This window comes from Marinitoga sp. 38H-ov, from assembly GCF_011057715.1.
In the GTDB taxonomy this organism is placed as follows: domain Bacteria; phylum Thermotogota; class Thermotogae; order Petrotogales; family Petrotogaceae; genus Marinitoga.
The window spans coordinates 83,919-104,948 of record NZ_LNGH01000002.1; the positions used below are offsets into that span (position 1 = coordinate 83,919).

A 21,030-nucleotide genomic window follows, 5' to 3' on the forward strand; every position below is an offset into this window, starting at 1 on the left:
GCAGATTCAAATATAGAAATATTAATCCTATTGTTTTTAGATTTTATTAATATGCATGGGAATTCTCATGCATATTATTTTTATTTATTTTAAAATTTTTTATAAATATATAGGTGAGATATTATTTCTATATAGAGAAAAATATGATTATTATAAAATCTTTAATGATTAAAATAAAAAAGGGCAACCGCCCTTTTTATAATATTTTACTAAAAATATTTATTCCTATATCAATAACATCATCATCTGGTAAAAAATTTGGAGAATGTAGCCCAACTTTTTTATCAACTTTTGTACCTAACCAAAACATAACTGATGGATATTTTTCTGCTATAAATCCAAAATCCTCTCCAGTCATTTTATAACCACAATCTATTATAATATAATCGTTTTTTAATTTTTCAATAAAATAATTATATGTTTTTTCATCATTAATTACTTCCTTATACATTGATCCTAAAGTTATTTTGTAATCAACACCTGTCATTTTCTTAATAGATTCAAGAATATTTTTTAAAATCTCAATATATTCCATAGAATATTCTAAATTTAAAGATCTAATACTGCCTTCTATTTTCGCATATGAAGGTATAACATTTCTTACTTCACCCGAAATTGTTTTTCCTATACCAAATATCAATGGTTTTACTGGATTTTGTGGTATTTTATCTATAGAATCTAAAAATATTCTCATAGCATTTAATGCATTTTTTCCATCTTGCGGAAATGCTATATGCGCATTTTTTCCAAAAAACTCTATATCTATTTCTATTGCTGATGCAAATAAAACTCCTTTTGAAGTAGCAATTATACCTTTATCATATTCATCAGTAACATGCAATGCATGTGCTCTTGTAATATTAAACTGTTCAAAAATACCTGTATCTAATATTTTTTTTGCTCCTCCACCACCTTCTTCAGCTGGTTGAAATAAAAATAATATATTTTTTCGAATTTTATTTTCAAATACGTATTTCATAAACCCATATAATATTGACATATGAACATCATGACCACATGCATGCATATTATAATTTTTCGATTTATAATCTATATCATTTTTTTCTTGAATAGGTAATGCATCTATATCTGCTCTAAATAATACATACTCTTCTATATTAATAGGATCATATTTTATAGTTAATCCAGTATCTAATGGTTTTAATATTTCTATATTCACATTATAATATTTAGATAATTTAATTATTTGTTCTTCTAAAATTTTAGTAGTTTCAAATTCATTAAATCCTATTTCAGGATTTTGATGTAAAATATGTCTTAATTCAATTGGTGATTTCATAATAACTCCTCCAAGATAGATATTATATCATCTATTTCACTATATTGAATATTCAAAGCTGGTAATAATCTAATAATAGAATTGTTGGAAATTACATTTAATAATAATTTTTTTTCAAATGCTTTTTTTCTTAAATCAAAATAAGAATCAGCTAATTCAATCCCAATCATTAATCCAATTCCTCTTATGTCAGAAATTTTATATGAATTGATATTATTTAATTTGTTGAAAAAATAATTACTTTTTTTTCTAATATTGTCTAACATATGAGGAATTTTTTCTAATAAAAATCTTGCACCAGATAAAGCAATTGGATTAGGAGCAAATGTAGAACCATGATCACCAGATTTTAAAATATTTGCAGTTTCATTTAAAAATATAGTCGCACCTAATGGCAGTCCACCACCTATTGCTTTACCTATTGTTATCATATCGGGTTTTAAATTAAAATTTTCATATGAAAAGAATTTTCCCGTTCTACCTAATCCTGCTTGAATTTCATCACAAACTAATATATATTTTTTTTCTTTTTTATAATAATTTAAAACATCAGCAAATTCCTGAGTTATTGGAATTATTCCACCAGAACCTAGAATTGTTTCTAAAAACACTGCTAAAACTTCATCACCGTGAAATTCCATATAATCTTTAAATCCTTTTACATCATTGAAATCAAGCTCATTACAATATGGTATTAATGGTCTAAATGGTGCTTTCAATTTTTCAAACCCATTAATAGATAATGCGCCTAATGTTCTTCCGTGAAAACCATTTTTAAAAAATATGATTTTATTTTTCTTTTTTGTTGATAACTTTTTTACTGCTTTTAAAGCAGCTTCTGTAGACTCTGTTCCTGAATTAGTAAAAAATACTGTTCCTCTTTCACCAGTTAATTCAACTAATTTATTCGCTACCCATTGTGCATCTTCATCTAAAAAATAATTAGATAAATGCATATATTTATCTATTTTATTTTTTAAAGCAAGTATTAATTCTTCATTAGAATGTCCTAACGCTAATACTCCTATACCTGAAAATGTATCAATATATTTTTCACCATTTTTTGAATAAATATAAATTCCTTTTGCATAATCTATCTTAATATTGTAATAGTCATACATTTTTAAAATCATAATTCAAACTCCTTTATTATAGCTCTTGTAGCTATATCTAAATATTTCTTTTCTAATAAACAAGAAATTTTTATTTCTGATGTAGTTACCATTCTAATTGGAATATCTTCTAAAGCCTTAAAAAATCTAGAAGCTACTCCTTTTTCTGTTCTCATACCAATTCCAACAACAGATATCTTAGCATATCCATGTTCATAAGTTACTTGTAAATCGTTAAGAGCTTCTTTTAAATAATTATCAAAGTTTTCCATCTCTTCTTCAATTATAGTAAATGAAACATTCAATTTTTCATTAATATTTATTATAGAGATCATATCTACATTAAAACCTTTTTGAGCTATCTTATCAAATATATTATAAATTATATCATGATTAAAAGGAATATTTGTTATTGTTACTTGAGTTTGATTTTCCATAACACTCATTCCTGTTACAACAGGATTTTCAATATTATCTGCGACCACATAAGTTCCCTCCTCTTCAGTAAAAGTAGATGCACAATAAACCTTTAAATTATATTTTTTTGCGACCTCTATTGCTCTACTATGTAAAACCCTTGCCCCTAAACTTGACATTTCAAGCATTTCATCATATGTGACAAACTTTAATTTTTTAGCATCTGGGTATTTTCTAGGATCAAAAGTATATATTCCAGGAAAATCACTATATATTTCACATTCAGAATTCAAAGCAGCTGCTATAGCAACTGCTGAAGTATCTGAGCCACCTCTACCTAAAGTAGTATAATCTCCCTCTTCCGTTATACCTTGAAATCCTGTTATTACTAAAACATCATTTTCTTTTAATAAATTAATAATTCTAGATACTTTGAATTTTTGTATTCTAGCTTTTGTAAAATCTGATGTTGTAAAAATACCAGCTTGAAAAGCATTTAAAGATTTAGTTTTTACATTTAAATCTATTAATGCCATTGATAATAATGCCACAGAAATTTGTTCTCCAGTAGTAAGAAGCATATCTAATTCTCTCGGATGTGGTTTATTAGATATTTCATTAGCTAATTTAATTAAATTATCTGTAGTTTCCCCCATTGCAGAAACAATTACCACTACCTTATAACCTTCATAAACCTTATTTTTAACCTTGTTCGCAACAAATTTTATTTTATTAGTATCTGATACAGATGATCCTCCGTATTTTTGAACAACAATATTCATTTTATCACCTACAAATTTCTTAATTCATCTAAAAGTTTTGTTTTATCTTTTGTTTTTTCATCTACTTTTTTTATAACTTTCGCTGGTATTCCAGCTACTACTGTATTTGGTTCAACATTTTTTGTAACAATAGATCCTGCTGCTACAACAGAATTTCTTCCTATTCTAATTCCTTCTAAAACCACAGCGTTTGCACCAATTAAAACATTATCTTCAATAATTACCGGATCTGCACTTGGCGGTTCTATAACCCCAGCTATAACAGACCCTGCTCCAATATGGCAATTGTCGCCTATTTGTGCTCTACCACCAACTACAACATTCATATCTATCATTGTTTTCTTTCCTATTTTTGCTCCAATATTTATTACAGCACCCATCATAATAACAGCATTATCCCCAATTTCAACCAAATTTCTAATTATTGCTCCAGGTTCTATTCTTGCATTTATTTTTTTTAAGTCTAATAAAGGTATTGCTGAATTTTTTCTATCAATTTCTATTCTATATTTATATATTTTTTCTTTGTTTTCATTTAAGTACTTTTCAAATTCTTCTAATTCACAAAATATTATTCCTGAAAATTCATCTCCATAATATTCTTCAAAAGGTAAACATTTTAATTCTCCCTTTACATATACCTTTACAGGAGTTGTTTTTTTTGATTTTGCAATATATTCAATTATTTCATATGAATCCATATTATTTCACCTCATTTATTATTATTTCAAACACATCTTGAAAAGTATAATATCCTGCAACAGCTTTTAAGGCAAATTTTGCTGATTTTAATACTCCTTCTGCAAATGTTCTTCTTGATAATGCTCTATGAGATATACTTATTATTTCTCCCAAATTACCAAAATAAACAGTGTGATCTCCTGGAATATTTCCTAATCTCAATGAAGAAATATTTACATCTTTTCCAATTACATCCTTTATCATTTTTGCTGTACCAGATGGTTTATCCATTTTAAAACTATGATGAGTTTCAGAAATTTCTATATCAACATCATCTAATAATTCATTTGCAATTTTTACAAGCTTCAAAAGGACTTGAATTCCTATAGAAAAATTGTAACTTTGTACAATTGGCACATTTTGAGCCAATTCATGTAATTTTTTTATATTTTTTTCACTTAACCCCGTAGTTCCTATTATTAATGGGCATTTGAATTTTTCAACATATTCAATTGTCTTATCAAATACTTCTGGTAATGAAAAGTCTACTAATATATCAGGAGTTTCTAATAAATTCTCACCAGTACTGTCATATGAAAAAACTAATAAATGACCTTTTTCATTAAATAGATTATATATTTCATTTCCCATTTTTCCATTTCGTCCAATAATTCCATATTTCATATTATCATCAACTCCTCAAATAAATTATCAATAATCTTTTTCCCTAACTCACTTATTGGAACTAAAGGTAATCTTAAAATGTTTTTACAATAACCTAATTTTGATACTGCATATTTTATAGGAATAGGATTAACTTCTATAAACAGATTTCTCATTAAAGTATTATATTTATTATTAATTTCTTGAGCTTTTGTATAATCATTATTTAAAATGGCATGGGTTAAATCTCTCATTTGTTTTGGTAAAACATTTGAAAAAACTGATATAACACCATCACCGCCTAATGCCATTAATGGCAAAGCTTGATCATCGTTTCCTGAATAAATTTTCATATTTTTTGGTTTTTTGGCTATTAATTCTGCAATTTGAGAAATGTTTCCACTAGCTTCTTTTATACCAACAACATTTTCATTTTTTTCATAAATTTCAATAGATGTATCTGGTAATATATTACCTCCAGTTCTAGAAGGTACATTATATAATATTATAGGAAGATCTGTTCTTTGAGCTATATATGAAAAATATTCCACTAAACCTTTTTGTGTAGATTTATTATAGTAGGGACTAACTATAAGTAATCCATTTGCACCAGATTTTTCTGCTAATTTGTTATTTTGTAAAACATGTTCTGGATTATTAGAACCAGTCCCCACAATTACTGGTACTTTATTATTTGTTATTTCTACAACAGTAGAAACTATTTTTTCTCTATCTTTTTCATTAATAGTAGGAGCTTCTCCAGTAGTTCCCAATACTATTAACGCATCTACAAATTTTAATTGAAAATCTACAAACTTCTCTAATGCATCGTAGTCAACATTATAATCTTCTTTAAATGGAGTAATTATCGCAGTACCAACCCCTTTAAACATAAATATCCCCTCCTTGTATTGTTGAAAAATAATCATCTAATGTTTGTGCTCTTCTTATCATTTTAATATCTTTTCCATCATATATATATTCTGCAGATCTTAATTTACCGTTATAATTAAATCCCATAGAATGTCCATGTGCCCCAACATCATGAATAATCAATATATCCCCTTCTTCTAATTCAGGCAATTCTCTATCTATTGCAAACTTATCATTATTTTCACATAATGATCCCACAACATCATATTTTTTATTTTTTCCCTCTTTTCCTAAAACGGTTATATGATGATATGCTTTGTACATTCCTGGTCTCATTAAATTAGCCATACTAGCATCTACTCCTACATATGTCTTATAACTTTCTTTAATATGCAAAACTTTAGTAATTAAGTATCCATGTGATCCTGTAATATATCTTCCATTTTCTGTAAAAATTTTCGGTTTAAATTCTATAAAATATTTTTCATATAATTCTCTTATTTCATTTCCCAATTTATCTATATCTAATTCTTTATCTTCCGGTTTATATGGAATACCAAAACCTCCTCCTATATCAATAAATTCAAATTCTATGTTCAATATATCTGATATTCTTTTTACAGTTCTAAAAATAATTTCTGTATTTTTTTCTATCAAATCTTCTTCTAATGTATTCGATACAAGCATTGAATGAAATCCAAACCTTTTTACACCTAACTCTTTCATTTTTTTATAGCCTTCAATTATGTTATCAAATGGCATTCCAAATTTAGAATTTAATGGATCTCCTATTATATCAGTACCATATGATTCTTTAGGAATATATCTAATAGACGCGATTTTTGGAATACCAATTTTTTTGACAAATTTATTTATATGTCCAATATCATCAAAATTTATTATCGCACCTAAATCATATGCTTTTTTATACTCTTTTAAAGGTGTATTATTTGAAGTAAATAAAATATTTTCTCCAATAATATTTACCATTTCAGATAAATATAATTCAACTAATGAACTACAATCCATTCCACAATTATTTTTTCCTAAAATTTTTAAAATATATGGAGTAGGCGTTGCTTTCACAGCAAAATACTCTTTAAAATCACACCAAAAAAATGCACTTTGTAATTTTTTTAATGATTTTAATATTCCTTTTTCATCATATATATAAAATGGTGTATTATCTAATAATCTAATAATCTCTTTTTCAAAAGGAAATTTTTTCATCTTATCACCTTAATTCATAATGTTTTAGCAATATTCTTACAGCATTAGTTGCAGCTCCTACCCTAACATTATCAGCCACAACCCATATCAAAAAAGTCTTTTCATCCATTTGCCTAAGTCTTGAAACATATGTTATATCTGTATCAGCAACATTAAGAGGTGTTATCAAATTATCTGTATATACAACATTCTCTACAGATGATAATAATTCTCTTATTTTTTTAATATCTGCTTCTTTTTTTGTTCTAAAAATTATACTTTCTGAATGACCATATAACACAGGTACCCTTACAGCTGTTGGATAAACTTTTATTTTATAATCATTAAATATCTTCCTAGTTTCATTTACCATTTTCATTTCTTCTTCTGTAAACCCATTTTTTAAAACTTGGCCAATTACAGGTATAACATTATTATTAATTATTTCTGGAAAATGATATATATTATTTATTCCATTTTGTTGATCTAATAACTCTTTTATTCCTTTGTTACCAGCTCCAGATACAGCTTGATAAGTACTTACAAATATTTCTGATATTCCTAATTTTTTTTCAATATCTCTTAAAGCCAATACCATTTGAATGGTTGAACAATTAGGATTAGCAATAATTCCTTTATATCCTTTTAAAATTTTTCCATTAATTTCTGGAACTACTAAAGGAATATTTTTTTCCATTCTAAATGCCGATGAATTATCAATTACAACATTTCCACTTTCATTTGCTATTTGAGCATATTTCTTTGATATTTCACTTCCAGCAGAAAACAATATATAATCATATTTTTCTTCCATTTTTTCTTCAGTTAATTCTTCAACAAAATAATATTTATCTTTAAATTTCATTTTTTTTCCTTCAGATTTTTTGCTTGCAAAAAGTTTTAATTCATTTATTTCTAGATTTTTTTCTTCTAAAACTCTTATCATTGTTCTTCCTACTTCTCCAGTAGCTCCTACAATACCTATTTTCATTTTATCCCTCCTAAAAAAATAAAATTGGCTTTCACTAGAAAGCCAATTGAAATAATATACATAAGACATTATTCCAAACGGCTCTCCGCATGTTTTCATGCGACAGTCGCATAGGTATTCCCTATACAACCAGGTATGTAAGATGGGTAAATCTTACATCCTTCGGCAACCTCGCCTTTCACCTACCCCAAGCCTACCCTAGCGATAGGTAGATTACTCATCTCGGTTGCGCCTCCGTTTGTTCAATAATTATTAACTTTTGATGTAGTTTATCAAACAAATATTAATTAAAATTTACAAATACATTACAAAGTTATTAGTTATATTTTTTAATTTATCACTTTATATTTGTATAATAATAAAAAAAGAGCAGGATATCCTGCTCTTATGGCGGAGAGGGTGGGATTTGAACCCACGGACGGGTTTTGCCCGTCACACGCTCTCCAGGCGTGCGCCTTAGACCGCTCGGCCACCTCTCCATATTTCCAATTTATTTTATCATAACTTTTGTATTTAGTCAAGTGAAAAATATAAAAATTTTTATATAATATTTTATGTATAATATTTTATTATATTTATTATGATTTTTTCTTTTCATTATTTAATTCTTCATAACAATCTCTACATACTGCTATATATTTATCAAATCCACCAACATCAATTTCCGAACCATTTCCTACAATTTTATAAGAAATTGTACCGCTATATTCACCACATTCATGGCAAACAGCCTTCTTTTTAATAATTTCATCAGCATATGCAGATAATAATATTGTAGTTTCAAAAGGATTATTTTTATATGTTAAATCAAGTCCTGAACAATACACATTTATTCCTTTTTTAATTAAGTCCAAAATTACATTTTTTAATTCTTTGTCAAAAAATTGCACTTCATCTACAAAAACTGCTTTTTCATCATAATCTAAAAAATTATACATTTCTTTAGATTCATTAATAGGAATTGCTTCAATTTTTGTTCCTGTATGCGAAACTATATAATTAGATGCATATCTATCATCAATTATTGGTTTGAATACTTTTATCTTTTTCCTACCTAATGTGTAAATTTCTACAAAAGAAATTAATTCAGATGTTTTACCTGAGTACATTGGTCCAACAATTAAAATGAATTTTCCTGACATTAATATTCCTCCTTATATTTCAATTTAAATATTATATGAAATAAAAATAATACAATAACTGATATTACATAAAATACAAAAACTAAATCCCCATCTAAATTTATATACATTATATAATGATTTATATATTTTAAAATATACTTTATAATCTCTATATAATTATTTACAATTATATTTATAATTTCAGGCAAAGGTATAATTGTATAAATGAATGAAAAAAATATTAATGAGTAAATAATTGGAACAAATGCAATACTTAGGAAAACCCCTAAGACAGAAAATCCATTGAAAAATATTATACTCCATGGAAGAATGGCTAAAAAAGCAGAAATAGCTATTAAAAAAGAATTTTTTGTTTTTTCGATTAAAATCAATATTGAAAGTGCAGCAGAATAACTCATTAAAAATCCTACTGAAAAAACAACAATTGGATTATACAATAAATTTATTACACCTACAAGTCCTAATATATTTTTCGAGTCTATATTTAATCCAAAAATTTTATTAAACTCTATTAATATCAAAACAAAAGATGCTCTAACTGCAGAATCAGAAAATCCAGTAGCTGATAGATATATTAACAAAAAAATAATTGTTAATACTCTTCTAAAATTTATTGGAATTAATGTTTTAGAATATAAAATATATAATATAGAATAAATTAAATATACATGAAATCCAGATACCGCAAATAAATGTAGTAATCCAGAATTTTTAAATATTTCAGCATCTTTACCTCTAAGTCCTCCAAAAACTACAGAAAATATTATATTTTTATTTTCATATGGAAAATTATTATATAATCTATCTTTTATAACTCCCCTAAATGAGTAAATAGATTCTTTTGCTGAATTAGCCATATATTCTATATTGAAATTATCATTGTTTTTAATTCCAACAATATAAATCTTATTGCCAATTTCGTATTTATCTGTAGAAAATTTATTATATGAAAAATATATTTTCTCATTTAATTTTTCCCATTGTTCATTTATATAAACTTTATCTGTTTTGACAACATAAAAATTATCATTTTTATCTATTATTTTTCCTAAAATTCCTACTTCTATATTTTCTGGAATACTGATAATTGAAATTGTTCTTAAAAATACTAATAATAATATAATAATCATAAAAAAACGGGTTTTAAATGAATAATTAAAACTAAAAAAGACTACAGCCATAAGAATCATGGCTGTAGTTATATTTATTCCTTTTATTATCAATATTAATAATATTGAGCTAAAAAATAAATTTACAAAAAACGGCATTATGCTCCAAATTTATCTAATTTTTTTGCATTTCCTAATAATAACCCCATTAAATCAACAGCGTGAATAGTTCCCATTGAACCTCTTGCAGCTTCAAATTCATCAAATGCTTTTGATAACCCAGCTCTTGTATATGGAGATTTAATCATAAATGGAACTGGATGCCAACTATGACCGCTCATGGCAACAGGTGTAGAATGATCTCCTGTAACTACTAATACATCAGGATTTAATTCTAGTAATTTAGGTAAAGCTTCATCTACCATTTCAATCACATGAACTTTTGCATCAAAATTCCCATCTTCACCATATGAATCTGTTTTTTTAATATGAACATAGAAGAAATCATATTCATCCCAATGTTTCTTTAATGTTTCAAATTCATCAGCAGGAGTTTCACCATCAACATCTAAAATATCCATACCAACTAATCTTGCCAAACCTTTGTACATAGGATATACTGCTATAGCAGCTGCTCTCATTTTATATACTTCAGGGAATTGAGGAATATTTGGATATTTTGAAAATCCTCTAATTAATGCGAAGTTTATTTTTGGTTCATCCTTTAAAACCTCTTTAATTTGTTTCATTAATTTTGTGAATATTTCTGCTGTTTTTTCTGCTTCCGGATGTGTAGCATGTGCCCATTTAATTGGCAATCCTTCTTTTTGTGGATCAGCATCTTCAATTCTATCATCTAAACCTTCACCTGTTAATTTAACAACAAATCTATGTTCTTTTCCTGCATAAAATTGAACTTTTACACCATCAATTTCTTTAATATTTTCTTTTAATTTATCTACAACTCTTGATGATTCTTCAGTTTTTGGTCTTCCCGCTCTTCTATCAACAACAATATCGCCATCAATTGTTGCAAAATTTCCTCTCGCTACAACATCTTTTTCTCCTACTTCAACATCTATTCCTAAAGCTTCTAAAATCCCTCTTCCGATTTGGTATTTTATTGGATCATATCCAAATATCCCCAAATGTCCTGGCCCAGATCCAGGAGTTATTCCAGGTAATACCGGTATTGTTTGTCCTAAATCAGATTCAGTTGCTATTTTATCTAAGTTAGGTGTTTTCGCTGCTTGTAATGGTGTTTTCCCATTTACAACTGTATCTCCAATACCATCCATTACCAACATAACTATTTTTGAACCGGTCTTTGTTATTAAATTACTTAAAAACTCTTGTCTATCTACCATTGTTACTCCCTCCCCAAGTAAAATTTCTTTTTTATTATAGCATACTTTTAATTCTATTAATATAATAATTTAGTAAAATTTTAGATAATTGATTATGGTATAATAGATACTAAAATGTAAAAGGAGTGAGAGAATGATAAAAGGTGTAATATTTGATCTATATGGCACTTTAATTAATGCAAACCATTTATTTTTACCTATAGCAAAACTTATTTCAAAAGAAACTAAATATCCTGCAAAATTATTGGAATTAAAAATAAGAAATACGTATAATAAATATTTTAAGGATTACCATTTAAAACCATTTAAACCAGAAAGAGAATATTATAATTTAATGTTTAATGAGTTAAAAGAGTTTTTAGGATTAGAACATTCAACAAATTGGTATATTGATGAAATGTATAAAACGTTTATAGAATTAAACCCATATGATGATGTTAATTATTTAAATATTTTAAAAGAAAAAGGACTAAAAATAGCCATTTTATCAAATGCTGATGACGATTTTGTAATACCTTCTTTAGAAAAAAAACCATTTCCATATGATATATTAATTACCTCATTCTCTACTAAATTATATAAACCAGATCCAAAAATATTTGAATATACTTTAAATAAAATGCGCCTAAAAAAAGAAGAAGTTATTTTTGTAGGCGATAATTATTTTGTTGATGTTATAGGTGGAAATAGTTTTGGAATTAAATCAATATTAATTAAAAGAACATTCAATAAATTTGAACATATCGACACTATTTATAAATTATATGAATTAGAAAAATATGTTAATTAAAATACTAAATTAACCTTGCGTGCAGCGCCAGATTTAAATAATGTTCTGGTTCCTGCACCTTTTTTTATTAAATCAAAAAGTTTTTCAGAATCTTCAATATATGAACCGGATAATATTTTTACAGGATATACATCTTCAACCATTATTGTAGATGGACCTGAAATAGCTACTCTATCAGTATTTACATAATTTAAAATGTAGTCAATTGTTCCATTTACCAATGATGTACCAGTAATTATCACTGCTGTACATTTTGGTAACATTTCTATAATTGCCCAATCTGGTAATATTTGATCGTGTCTCCTTTGTCTGTCAAAAATCAATACATCCCACACTTTATGTCTTAACTTTTCTACAAAAGGAGTAATTTCTCCAACAATACCTACTATATCCTTTTTATTAAAATCCATTAATTCTAAAGTATCACCATCTATAAATCTTTCTGGATTTTTGTTAAATATTGCATTCACTGCTGCATAAGTTACTGATCTTAATAATGGATCACCAGAATATAATCCAACTTCTAATAAATCTTTTACTTTCATTCCTACTTCCGCTTTACTTTCCGGTTTCCCATCTAACCCCATACATTTATAGAATTCTTCGCATTTACCTAAAGTATCTTCTTTATTAGTAGCTACAAATCCTGTTCTTCCATCACTTAGTTTAACAGCAGTTTCTCCAATACCTATAACAAAATCCTCAATAAATATATCATCTGTAATGTTTTCTAATGCTTTGTCATGTATTTTTTTTGCTAAAGACATTTTACCCCCCCACAATTTGTTATTTTTTAAACAATTCTATTATACTATTTTTAACATTATTTATCAAATCAATTTAAAAAAAATTGTAAGATATAAATGGTAAAATAGATTATAAATTATTTTAGAGGAGGGATATTATGAGAAGCATTTTACAAGATTTAACTCCAGAATTTTTAAAAATTTTAAATAAAGATAAAATTTTTTGGTTTGAAGGTTGGCAAGAGTATAAACAAAACAGGCCAAAAATATTAAGTGAATATGAAAAGAAAGAAAATTTAAATGAGGAAAAAATTAAAAATAGATTAAATGAAATTTCAAGAAAAGATTTTGATATGTTTAAACAAGATTGGGAAAATAACTTTTTAGAAATTAAAAAAGAAATTGTTATGAATTTATCTCGTAACGCACAAACATACAAATTAGAAAGAGGAGATTATGTAGTGTATATAATGGGATTACTTGGGTTAAATTCACATTATTATATAGAAACATATTATGGAACAGTTATACTAGTGGACTCTTTTTACCACTTTTTAACAAAAAAAGATATTAAAGAAACTGTAGATAATGCTATATTAGATTTTATTAATAATAATCCTGTAAATGAGAAGAAAGCTTTATTCGCCAAATTATTATCACAAATAGAAAAATATATATATGATAATAATGATATTAATAAAGTTATGAAAAAAATTGTAGAAATATTGTATAACAATGTAGATTATTACAATTGGGTAGGTTTTTATTTAACCGATGAAAATGATAAAAATATGTTAAATCTAGGACCATATTTAGGAGAACCTACTGAACATGTAAAAATTCCTTTTGGTAGTGGTATTTGTGGACAAGCTGCAGCAACTAAAAATACTTTTGTTGTTCAGGATGTAAGTAAAGCATCAAACTATCTCTCATGTAGTGATAAAACTAAATCAGAAATTGTTGTCCCGATTATAGATAATAACGGAAATGTCTTCGGAGAGCTAGATATAGACAGTCATAAATTAGAGCCATTTACAGTAGAAGATTCTCAATTTTTAGAAGAAATTATTAATTTATTTGTTAAAAATTTTCTTTAATTTTGTTAATTTTTATTTTTTTAATATATTTACACAAATGAGAAATAATGCTTATTCAATAGACATCTTTCTTAATGAAAGTAAAATAATATTAAAATTGTTAAAAATAGGATTATGCTAAAAACTTTTATTTAACTGCATTCAAATTAGATAATTACTATTTTCACTAAGTTTTAAATCTCAACAAAGTTCATAAAATTTTTTCTTGATTAAAAATGTTAAATCTGATATTCTATATAATGCTAAACATTCTTTTTATTTTTTGGTCAGGGGGTAATTGGTGTGACAAACGAAGAATTATTAGAACAACTGAAGTCAAAAATAAATCATAACACCTGGGAACAATGGTTTACCTCTGCCCAAGTTTTAGATATTCAGGAAAAAACTGTAGTTATAGGAATTGGAAATCTCTTTGTAAAAGATTTTATTGCTAGAAAATACGGCTCATTGGTTTCTAATACTTTATCAGATATTCTTTCAAGGAAAGTTACTGCAGAATTTACTTTTATACCCGCTGATCAATCTACAAAGAAAAAAGCGGGACCATTGATTAAGGAAAGACCTCTTAAGTTATCGGATTTTAATCCTGAATATACGTTTAATAGTTTTGTTATTGGAGAGGCGAATAGAGTCGCATATTATTCTGCTTTAGAGGTGGCAAATAACCCAGGAAAATACAATCCTTTATTCATATATGGAGATGTTGCTTTAGGAAAAACACATTTACTTCATGCAATTGGAAATCATTTAATGGAGTCTTCGCCAGATTTAAAGGTTATGTATGTAACAGCTGAAGAATTTATGAATGACCTTATGAAATCATTGCGTGAAGAAAAAATGGATGATTTTAGAGAGCGATATAGAAAAAAGATAGATATATTATTAATTGATGATGTTCAATTTTTGATTGGAAAAGATATGGCTCAAGGAGAATTATTCCATACATTTAATACTTTATTTAATCTTGGAAAACAAATTATTATATGTTCTGATAGAACTCCTGAAGAATTAGCTACTTTTCATCCAAGATTAATTAGTAGATTTGAAATGGGATTAGTTGTTAATGTTGATGAACCTGATAAACAAACCAAATTAAAAATTGCTAAAAAAATGGCTGAAATGAGTTCATTATACTTATCAGATGATGTGGTGAGTTATTTAGTTGAAAATATTGACAACAATCTTAGAAGACTTAGAGGATTAATATTAAATCTTTTTTTCCATAGTAAGGTTACAGGAGAAAAAGTTAATATTGATACCGTCAAAAAATTATATAGTTCTTTAAAATCTCATAAGAAAAATATTCCTCAAACCAAAGAAACCTTAAGAGTTTTAAAGAAAAACTTGATTTTAGAAGCAGTTATTAAAGAATATAATTTAACAAGAGAACAATTATTTAGCCCTACTAGAAAAAAGGAAATATCAGAAGCTCGACAGATATTATCTTTTATGCTTAAAAATTATGGTAAAATGAAAGTAAAAGATATTTCTGAATTTGTAGGGAAAAATCATTCAACAATTAGCCAATCTATTAAAAAAGTTGAAAAAGAATTGACAAGCGGAAATTTACTTTTAAAGAGAAGAATAGATGAAATAAGAAAGATTTTTGAAGAATCAGAAAAAATTCAAAGTAAAACTGCAAGTTAATAATATCAACTGATATTAATTAAAACTAGCGATTGAATTCAATCGCTAGTTTTTTAATATTCTATCCCTTCCTGTGCTATTATTCCTTTTTGAAAATGATGTTTTATCTCTTTAACTTCACTTACCATATCAGCAATTTCATAAAACTCTTTTGGGGCATATCTACCTGTTAATATTATCGTTGTTTTTTCATGCTTTTTTTCTAATATATTTAATACATCTTGTAACTTTAATACATCATAGTAAATTGCTACATTTATTTCATCTAAAATTACTAAATCATATTTACCGCTACTTATTTTTTCTAAAGCTAATTCTAGACCTTTTTTAGCTAATTTAATATCATCATTAGTAATTTTATTTTTCTTTACATGATTAGGACTACCAGATTGAATAATTTCAACTCCTGGTAAATAAGATAAACCCTTTATTTCCCCATATTTCGGATTTCCCTTTAAAAACTGAATAATTGATACACTTTTTCCATGACCAACAGCTCTAACAACTAATCCTAATGATGCAGTGGTTTTACCCTTTCCATTTCCAGTATATAATAATATCAAACTCATTTTTTTAACTCCTTTCTTAAAAAATTTAATAAAAATTCATTATCTTTATTGTTTTTTATTCCAATTCTCACGTGATTATTTAATCCCATATCCGAAGTATCTCTAACATATATTCCATATTTTTTGCTTTTTTCTAAAAATTTTTTTGGATCTGTTTTTATAGTAAAATAATTAGTTTGTGTACAATAACTCATATATTCTTTAAACTTATTTATTTCTTTTTTTATATAAATCCTCATTTTTTTTAAATCATTTAAAAAATCATTTTTTAAAAGGTTTTCTAAAAAGGAATATCCCAATACCCCTATATTCCAAGGTTGTCTATATTTTAAAAATTCTTCTGTATATTTACTCGAAATTACATATCCAACTCTAATACCGGGAATTCCGAAGGATTTTGTAAATGTTCTTATTTGTATTGTCTCATCTATTATTTCTGGATTATCTTCAGAAAAATCTATAAATGCTTCATCATATATTATTAAAATATCATACTCTAATAATTTTTTAGTAAATTCAGCTAACCTGACAAATTGACCTGTTGGATTATTAGGATTACCTGTAATAAAAATTATTTTTTTATTAGTTTTTTCCCTAATTTTTATAATATATTTTAATAAATAGTCATAAAATTCTTCTGTATATCCACCAAATTTTAGCGAATCTACTTTGACAATTTCATTATTATTAAATTTAGCTATCCTTTCATATTCTGTATAATTTGGTGTAGGTATTATAACAATTGAATCTTTCATTATTACATGACCTATTATATGAAAAGATTCTGTTGCTCCAGATAATATTACAGAATTTTTTCCAAAAATTTTTTTAAAATCTTCTTCTATCCATTCTACATATGTATATTTATTTAAATTATCTTTACTATCCTCAAAAACTTTATCTATCCAATTTGGAATTAGGGGCGATACAGATATTGAAAAGTCAATAATATTTTTATCTTTTATCCCTCCATGATTCATATTATCTCTCCTAAAATTACAAACGTTAATATTAAAAAGACTACTTTTTTATATAATTTTAATGCTCTATTCAAATCTTCTATTTCTGGAAGCTTTCCTGAAAATTTATATACACCTTCTTTTTCAAATCCTAACCCCAATACACCAGCAAAAGCACTCATTGGATATGTTGAATTAACTTTTATCCTACCATACTTTTTTATATAATTAAATGCACCTTTCAAATTAAAAAAAGATATTATTAATGCAGTTATTCTAGCTGGTATATAATTTAAAACATCATCTAATCTCGCACAAAATTTTCCATACCATTCATATTTTGCATTTCTATACCCAAATAACGCATCATAAGTATTTACTACTCTATATATAATTGAACCGTATATACCAAATAGCAAATAATAAAAAAGAGGTGCTGTTATACTATCATTTATATTTTCTGATAAACTTTCAATAGCTGCTGAATACAAATGATTTTTATCTAAATCATTTGTATTTCTACTCACTATATATGAAACATTTCTTTTTAGTTCATTCAAGTCATTAGTTTTACATCTTTCAACATGTCTATATAAACTTTTTATAGAAAAAGTAGTTTTCAAAATATAAATTAAAATTATATTTTTTATAATTATTATATTTACCTTTTGAATAAAGTATATTAATATGCCCCAAAAGGCAATTTCTAATATTAACGACATCATACCAACAATAAAATACTTTAGATTATTGCTATATTTTTTATATAATCTCTTTCCTATAATCCCCATAAATGCAACAGGATGTATTTTCTCTGGCGGTTCTTCAAATATTAAATCTAACAATATAGAAAAAATTATTATTTTTAATTCCCTCCTGCTATTTTATATATTTTTTTTAATTCAATATTCTCCCTTACTATATTTGATAATTTGATAATTTCTTTTTCTTGAAATTCTTCATAGTCTTTAATATCATTTATTATATTCATATTTTTATTTTTTAATATTAAATTTAATATATATTTTCTAAATTCACCTGAATTAAAAATTCCATGTATATATGTTCCTATATATTTATTATCAATATTTAAAACGGGAGTATTTATATTACTTTCGCCAATATGAATTTCGTAACCATATATTTCAATTCCTTTATATTTACCTCTAAATTGTTTTGTTATTTTTTTATCTAACATTCTAGTTGTAAAATTAAAAAATCCAAAACCTTTTTCCTTTTGATATTCACCAATCTCTAAGCCATATACATCAATTATCTCCTTTCCCATAATTTGAAATCCTCCACATATTCCAAAAACTATACCTTTAAAACATTTTATTCTTTCAAAGAAACCTTTTTCTTTCATCCATCTTAAATCTCTTATAGTATTTTTACTACCAGGAATTATTATCATATCTGCTTCATCAATTTTATTAATATCCTCAATATACTCTAAATTCACATTTTCATCATAATTAAAAGGTGCAAAATCCGTAAAATTAGAAATGCTGGGAATTTTTATTACGTAAATATTTATTTTTGATTTCTTTATTTTTTTATTTTTCAACGAAGCTCCATCTTCGTCTCCATATTTTATATCTATCCAAGGTATAACTCCTAAAGTTGGAATACCTGTTAATTTTTCTAATTTTAATAAACCAGAATTTAAAAGCTTCTTTTCACCCCTAAATTTATTTATAATAAACCCTTTGATGTAATCCTTTTCATCTTCCATTAAATAATATGTTCCATACAATGAAGCAAAAGCTCCTCCTCTATCTATATCACTAACCAATAAAACATTTGAATTAACATTTTTTGCTACCCACATATTGGAGATATCTTTATCTTTTATATTTATTTCAGCCGGACTTCCAGCTCCTTCTATAATAATCGCATCAAATTTATTACTTAAATAATTAAATGAATCTATTATCACCTTTTTCATTTCTTTTTTATAATTTTCATATTCGCTAAAATGTATTGTCTTATATATTTTCCCCAAAACTATTAATTGAACCATACCATTACCTTGCGGCTTCAAAAGAATAGGATTCATATATACATTAGGTTCTGTTTTTGAAGCTATAGCTTGAATATATTGAGACCACGCAAATTCATTTCCATTAATATCAACATATGAATTTAAAGAAATATTTTGAGCTTTAAATGGAGATACATTTATTCCATCTTCTTTAAATATTCTACATAATGCAGTAACAAAAGTAGTTTTTCCACAATCCGATGAAGTACCTTGAATCATTATTTTCAAAATACCACTCCTCAGTATCTTCCGTTATAATTTTTATATTAATTCTAAAACTAGTGTATTATTTTTTTCTACAGTAGATTTAATACTAAATTTTATTTCTTCATTAAATATAGGTCCATCATATACAAATGTATGAAATTCACCATTTTCACCACAAGCATCTATTCCTATTTTTTTAAATTCTTCAACAAGATCAAAAGATAAATCTTTACCTAAATAATTTTCTATACCTATACCTTTTTTTATAGCAATAATTTTTGCTTTAAATCCTAAATTTAAAAATTCCAAAACTATATCTTCTCTCTCTCTTTGCCATAATGGTTCATATGCAACAACATTTTTTTTACTACATACATTATTCACCCAATCTAAATGCTCCTGAAGATCTATATCTCCAAAAATCCCTATACCCTCTCTCACATATTCTTCTAAAAAATCTAAAAAATTTTTTTCATAATCACCCCATGTACTACATTTAGTTATTAATTTTATATTTAAACTCTTAGATTGTCTTTTCAAAATATTTATATTTAACCCATGTGCTCTAGAATGAATACAATCTTCTGATAACATTGTAAAAATATAATCAATTTTCTTATATTTTTTTATCCCATAATATAATGCTAAAGTAGAATCCTTACCTCCACTCCATGAACTAAAAATTTTCATATTTTACCTCCTTAAATCTAAAACAAATTTTCCACAAAAAGCCCTTAGCTTTCGTGGAATAAATATATCTTATATAGGTATCCCGGCTTCCAGATCACCCTACTTTTCACGCCTTCCCAGTTTCCCAGTGGCATTAAGTGAATTTCGTCCCTGGTTACGGTTGCTGGGCAGCCTTGGACTTTCACCAATGTTCCCTATAATAAGATAATATTTTATTTACTTTTTATTAGATACTATATTATATCAAAAATAATATAAAAAATAAAATTACTCTTTATATATTAACAAATTTTAATTAAAGACAAATATAAATATATAAAAATATGTTTTTAAGGTGATATAATTATATAAGGTTAACTTTTTTATATATACATTAAATTTAGAGGTTGCAATTTAATAATTTTTCTTATGATTTTTTATCTTCTATTTCATTTCCAAATACTGTGAAAATAGGAATATATAGTTTTGAAAACAATCCTGCATATAACAAAATAGCGTAATCTTACCTTTCCGGAAAGAAAACATTATTGTAGTTGATAAACTAATATAGAATTAATAATCAAAGAGAAGACATTAAAACTATTGAGAATCGTAGAAAATGATAAGAAAACTGGAGAATATAGCGAATTAGC

General features: G+C 25.9%; 20 protein-coding genes, 1 tRNA gene and 2 riboswitches. Of the genes, 3 read left to right on the top strand and 18 right to left on the bottom strand.

The window, feature by feature from the left end:
• Window positions 1-196: 196 nt before the first annotated feature.
• The 12 genes from AS160_RS00545 to AS160_RS00600 all read right to left on the bottom strand — a co-directional run bounded on the left by AS160_RS00545 (window position 197) and on the right by AS160_RS00600 (window position 11,649).
• On the bottom strand, window positions 197-1,300 hold the full coding sequence (locus tag AS160_RS00545; RefSeq protein WP_165144027.1) for an amidohydrolase: 1,104 nt from the start codon (window positions 1,298-1,300) through the stop codon (window positions 197-199).
• A complete protein-coding gene (locus AS160_RS00550; protein ID WP_165144028.1) occupies window positions 1,297-2,433 on the bottom strand; it encodes an aminotransferase class III-fold pyridoxal phosphate-dependent enzyme in 1,137 nt (378 codons plus the stop codon). Before AS160_RS00550 ends, AS160_RS00545 begins: the two co-directional genes overlap by 4 nt.
• Complete coding sequence (locus AS160_RS00555; RefSeq protein ID WP_165144029.1) at window positions 2,430-3,611, bottom strand: aspartate kinase; 1,182 nt, start codon at window positions 3,609-3,611, stop codon at window positions 2,430-2,432. Before AS160_RS00555 ends, AS160_RS00550 begins: the two co-directional genes overlap by 4 nt.
• An 8-nt stretch (window positions 3,612-3,619) precedes the next feature.
• The gene (gene dapD / locus AS160_RS00560) at window positions 3,620-4,312 is read right to left on the bottom strand and encodes a 2,3,4,5-tetrahydropyridine-2,6-dicarboxylate N-acetyltransferase (RefSeq protein ID WP_165144030.1); all 693 of its coding nucleotides are present in this window, start codon (window positions 4,310-4,312) and stop codon (window positions 3,620-3,622) included.
• A 1-nt stretch (window position 4,313) separates the two neighbouring features.
• Entirely contained in the window at window positions 4,314-4,976 is a 663-nt protein-coding gene (locus AS160_RS00565; RefSeq protein WP_165144031.1) for a dihydrodipicolinate reductase C-terminal domain-containing protein, read from the bottom strand.
• The gene (dapA, locus tag AS160_RS00570; RefSeq protein WP_165144032.1) at window positions 4,973-5,848 is read right to left on the bottom strand and encodes a 4-hydroxy-tetrahydrodipicolinate synthase; all 876 of its coding nucleotides are present in this window, start codon (window positions 5,846-5,848) and stop codon (window positions 4,973-4,975) included. The genes AS160_RS00565 and dapA overlap by 4 nt, the downstream gene beginning before the upstream one ends.
• Entirely contained in the window at window positions 5,841-7,058 is a 1,218-nt protein-coding gene (locus AS160_RS00575) for a diaminopimelate decarboxylase (RefSeq protein ID WP_165144033.1), read from the bottom strand. The genes dapA and AS160_RS00575 overlap by 8 nt, the downstream gene beginning before the upstream one ends.
• Before the next feature lie 4 nt (window positions 7,059-7,062).
• A complete protein-coding gene (locus tag AS160_RS00580; protein ID WP_165144034.1) occupies window positions 7,063-8,028 on the bottom strand; it encodes an aspartate-semialdehyde dehydrogenase in 966 nt (321 codons plus the stop codon).
• A gap of 70 nt (window positions 8,029-8,098) precedes the next feature.
• A riboswitch (Lysine riboswitch) is annotated at window positions 8,099-8,273 on the bottom strand.
• A gap of 143 nt (window positions 8,274-8,416) precedes the next feature.
• Window positions 8,417-8,507 (bottom strand) — tRNA-Ser (locus tag AS160_RS00585).
• A 99-nt stretch (window positions 8,508-8,606) separates the two neighbouring features.
• A complete protein-coding gene (locus tag AS160_RS00590; protein WP_165144035.1) occupies window positions 8,607-9,170 on the bottom strand; it encodes a thymidine kinase in 564 nt (187 codons plus the stop codon).
• Window positions 9,170-10,354 carry a ComEC/Rec2 family competence protein gene (locus AS160_RS00595; RefSeq protein ID WP_165144036.1) on the bottom strand — a complete coding sequence of 395 codons (1,185 nt, stop codon included), beginning with the start codon at window positions 10,352-10,354 and terminating at the stop codon, window positions 9,170-9,172. The genes AS160_RS00590 and AS160_RS00595 overlap by 1 nt, the downstream gene beginning before the upstream one ends.
• An 86-nt stretch (window positions 10,355-10,440) precedes the next feature.
• Complete coding sequence (locus AS160_RS00600) at window positions 10,441-11,649, bottom strand: 2,3-bisphosphoglycerate-independent phosphoglycerate mutase (protein WP_165144037.1); 1,209 nt, start codon at window positions 11,647-11,649, stop codon at window positions 10,441-10,443.
• Window positions 11,650-11,782: 133 nt separating this feature from the next.
• Here AS160_RS00600 and AS160_RS00605 point away from each other — a divergent pair, with 133 nt between their 5' ends.
• Complete coding sequence (locus tag AS160_RS00605) at window positions 11,783-12,439, top strand: HAD family hydrolase (RefSeq protein WP_165144038.1); 657 nt, start codon at window positions 11,783-11,785, stop codon at window positions 12,437-12,439.
• On the opposite strand, the gene AS160_RS00610 is transcribed toward AS160_RS00605, so the two are convergent.
• Complete coding sequence (locus AS160_RS00610) at window positions 12,436-13,206, bottom strand: DUF364 domain-containing protein (RefSeq protein WP_165144039.1); 771 nt, start codon at window positions 13,204-13,206, stop codon at window positions 12,436-12,438. The two genes, AS160_RS00605 and AS160_RS00610, sit on opposite strands and share 4 nt — an antisense overlap.
• Window positions 13,207-13,343: 137 nt before the next feature.
• Between AS160_RS00610 and AS160_RS00615 the strand changes: the two genes are divergently transcribed.
• Window positions 13,344-14,282, top strand: a complete 939-nt coding sequence (locus AS160_RS00615; RefSeq protein WP_165144040.1) for a GAF domain-containing protein — start codon at window positions 13,344-13,346, stop codon at window positions 14,280-14,282.
• Window positions 14,283-14,564: 282 nt separating this feature from the next.
• Window positions 14,565-15,929, top strand: coding sequence for a chromosomal replication initiator protein DnaA (gene dnaA, locus AS160_RS00620; RefSeq protein WP_165144041.1), 1,365 nt, complete (start codon window positions 14,565-14,567; stop codon window positions 15,927-15,929).
• A 53-nt stretch (window positions 15,930-15,982) separates the two neighbouring features.
• Here dnaA and cobO read toward each other — a convergent pair whose 3' ends face one another.
• The 5 genes from cobO to AS160_RS00645 are packed head-to-tail and all read right to left on the bottom strand — an operon-like array spanning window position 15,983 to window position 20,398.
• Window positions 15,983-16,498, bottom strand: coding sequence for a cob(I)yrinic acid a,c-diamide adenosyltransferase (cobO, locus tag AS160_RS00625; RefSeq protein WP_165144042.1), 516 nt, complete (start codon window positions 16,496-16,498; stop codon window positions 15,983-15,985).
• Window positions 16,495-17,478: an aminotransferase class I/II-fold pyridoxal phosphate-dependent enzyme gene (locus AS160_RS00630; RefSeq protein WP_165144043.1), complete on the bottom strand. Its 984-nt coding sequence runs from the start codon at window positions 17,476-17,478 to the stop codon at window positions 16,495-16,497. The genes cobO and AS160_RS00630 overlap by 4 nt, the downstream gene beginning before the upstream one ends.
• Complete coding sequence (gene cbiB, locus AS160_RS00635) at window positions 17,475-18,320, bottom strand: adenosylcobinamide-phosphate synthase CbiB (RefSeq protein ID WP_165144141.1); 846 nt, start codon at window positions 18,318-18,320, stop codon at window positions 17,475-17,477. Before cbiB ends, AS160_RS00630 begins: the two co-directional genes overlap by 4 nt.
• A gap of 2 nt (window positions 18,321-18,322) precedes the next feature.
• On the bottom strand, window positions 18,323-19,720 hold the full coding sequence (locus AS160_RS00640) for a cobyric acid synthase (protein WP_241244194.1): 1,398 nt from the start codon (window positions 19,718-19,720) through the stop codon (window positions 18,323-18,325).
• A 42-nt stretch (window positions 19,721-19,762) separates the two neighbouring features.
• On the bottom strand, window positions 19,763-20,398 hold the full coding sequence (locus AS160_RS00645; protein ID WP_165144045.1) for a diphthine--ammonia ligase: 636 nt from the start codon (window positions 20,396-20,398) through the stop codon (window positions 19,763-19,765).
• 54 nt (window positions 20,399-20,452) lie between these two features.
• Window positions 20,453-20,642, bottom strand: a riboswitch (cobalamin riboswitch).
• Between the last annotated feature and the right edge of the window lie 388 nt (window positions 20,643-21,030).